Raw genomic sequence first — 2,158 nt, 5'->3', positions numbered from 1 at the left:
GTGCGACGTGAGGTCGTATGAAGCGCTGTTCACCGCTCAACGAGTGAACCATCTGTATCACCAGATGAACCTAGGACTCTGAATAAAGTAGCGAGTCTGACAATGTAACGAAGGTTGGTATTTGCCAATCGGGATTGAAATCGTGAGAGGACGATCCTCCTGATAACCACATAAATCGGGTGAGTGCTAGGTAGTCAGCATGATGAACAAATGTGAATCCGTCCAAGGTGCGTTATACGATGAATCAGCGAAAGTGGTTAATACGCTGTAGCCAAAAGGCATGAGAGTCGGAAAGAGATTGCCCCATGCTCTTTCGTGATCGCTGAACTCTCCGCACCATAGCGGGCATCTAAACTGACATTGCGTGACATACGGAACACGGTAAGCCTGTATTACTCCCTCTGGGAAAGCCGCTGTGGCCGATAGTGATGCAGGTAGAGGATGTTGGAAAAAGCGAAGGCTGCATTGTAACGACGCAGATACAGATCCCTATCTGACACGAAAGTGAGCTGACTTCCGACTGGTCTTCCGTTGCAAGAGAATTTGAAGAACTTTATTCAAGGAGAAATGCAAATGATGATTTCAAAAGAGATTAGTGCCTCTCCTGACAGCGCTCAATGGCAATCAATAAATTGGAAAGCCGTTGAATCCCATGTTTTAAAGCTTCAGATGCGTATTGCAAAGGCAACACGAGAAGGTAAACACGGCAAAGCGAAAGCGTTGCAGTGGATACTGACTCACTCGCGCTCGGCAAAACTTCTTGCTGTTAAGCGGGTATCACAAAACAAAGGCAGTAAAACGCCTGGAATAGACGGCGTTATCTGGAACACAGATACGCGCCGTATGAAAGCAGTCAATCAATTGAGCAGAAAAGCTTATCAAGCCAAACCGCTCAAGCGTATCTACATCCCCAAGAAAAACGGCAAACTCAGACCACTAGGTATCCCTTGCATGGTTGATAGAGCGCAGCAAGCGCTTCATCTTCTTGCACTGGAGCCAGTATCAGAAACACTTGCCGATCCCAATAGCTACGGCTTTAGACCCAATAGAAGTACTGCTGATGCAATTGCTCAGTGTTTCATCTGTTTAAGTCAAAAGAAATCCGCGCAATGGGTTCTTGAGGGAGACATCAAAGCCTGTTTCGATAAGATCGGACATCAATGGCTTATGAATAACATTGCCGTAGATAAACGAATGTTGGAACAATGGTTAAAATCTGGTTTTATGGACAAAGGATTGTTCTATCGCACTGACGAGGGAACGCCACAAGGCGGGGTCATATCTCCGACCTTGATGCTAATGACTCTTGCAGGGCTTGAGCAACGCATAAAGTCTACTGCACTCAAAAAAGGTGCCAGAGCCAACTTTATTGGATACGCCGACGATTTCGTCGTCACTTGTGCTTCAAAGGAAGTGCTGGAGAACGATATCAAGCCGTTGATTGCTGATTTCTTAGCAGAAAGAGGCTTAACACTCTCCGAAGAGAAAACGCACATTACCCATATCAGCCGTGGTTTTGATTTCTTAGGTTTTAATCATAGGAAGTACAAAGGGAAATTGCTCATTAAACCGAGCAAATCCAACACACTGCTGTTCTTGAGTAACTTGCGCGAACTCATCAAAAAGCACGCAACTATCCCCGTTAACGATTTAATCAAGTTGATAAATCCGAAACTCAGGGGCTGGTCGAATTACTATCGGCACTGCGTGGCTAAACAGGTATTCGGATATATAGGTCACAAGCTATTCCATACGTTATGGTACTGGGCAAAAAGGCGTCATCCAACAAAATCGAGAACTTGGATCGCTCTTAAATACTTCATCAACCGTCAAGGTCAATGGCAATTTCACGGTTGGCAGAAGATCATGAATATGGATTGTCAGTTCAATCTGTTTCAAATAACCAAGGTGCCAATAGAGAGACATGTGAAAATCAGGAGTGCCGCTACGCCTTTTGATCCTCAATACCAAGAGTACTTGGCAAAGAGAAAGTCAAAGAGGCAATGTCGTAACTCTTGGCATGAGCCTACTCTCACTGCTTTATAAGTTGCTGGGTGCCATCAGGTGCCTTTGTGAAGGCTTGAGCTTAGTGCGGTGAAAGTTGCACGCTGGGTTCTTAGAGGGACGACACTTGGTAACAGGTGTCGTCTACTCGACA

At 45.4% G+C, this 2,158-nt stretch carries 1 protein-coding gene; it reads left to right on the top strand.

Annotation, left to right across the window (positions count from 1 at the left end; translation table 11 throughout):
* The first annotated feature begins 573 nt into the window (after positions 1 to 573).
* Positions 574 to 2,046 carry a group II intron reverse transcriptase/maturase gene (gene ltrA / locus R7Q41_RS23860; RefSeq protein ID WP_237310148.1) on the top strand — a complete coding sequence of 491 codons (1,473 nt, stop codon included), beginning with the start codon at positions 574 to 576 and terminating at the stop codon, positions 2,044 to 2,046.
* Positions 2,047 to 2,158 lie beyond the last annotated feature (112 nt).

It is taken from the genome of Vibrio sp. 2096 (assembly GCF_033339595.1).
Classification (GTDB): domain Bacteria; phylum Pseudomonadota; class Gammaproteobacteria; order Enterobacterales; family Vibrionaceae; genus Vibrio; species Vibrio alginolyticus.
Note: the sequence above shows the minus strand (reverse complement) of the source record. Positions and strands in the feature narration are given on the sequence as shown.

Bases quoted from the DNA above. Each gene is read 5' to 3' on its own strand.
- ltrA (WP_237310148.1), top strand. From the start codon at position 574: ATGATGATTTCAAAAGAGATTAGTGCCTCTCCTGACAGCGCTCAATGG.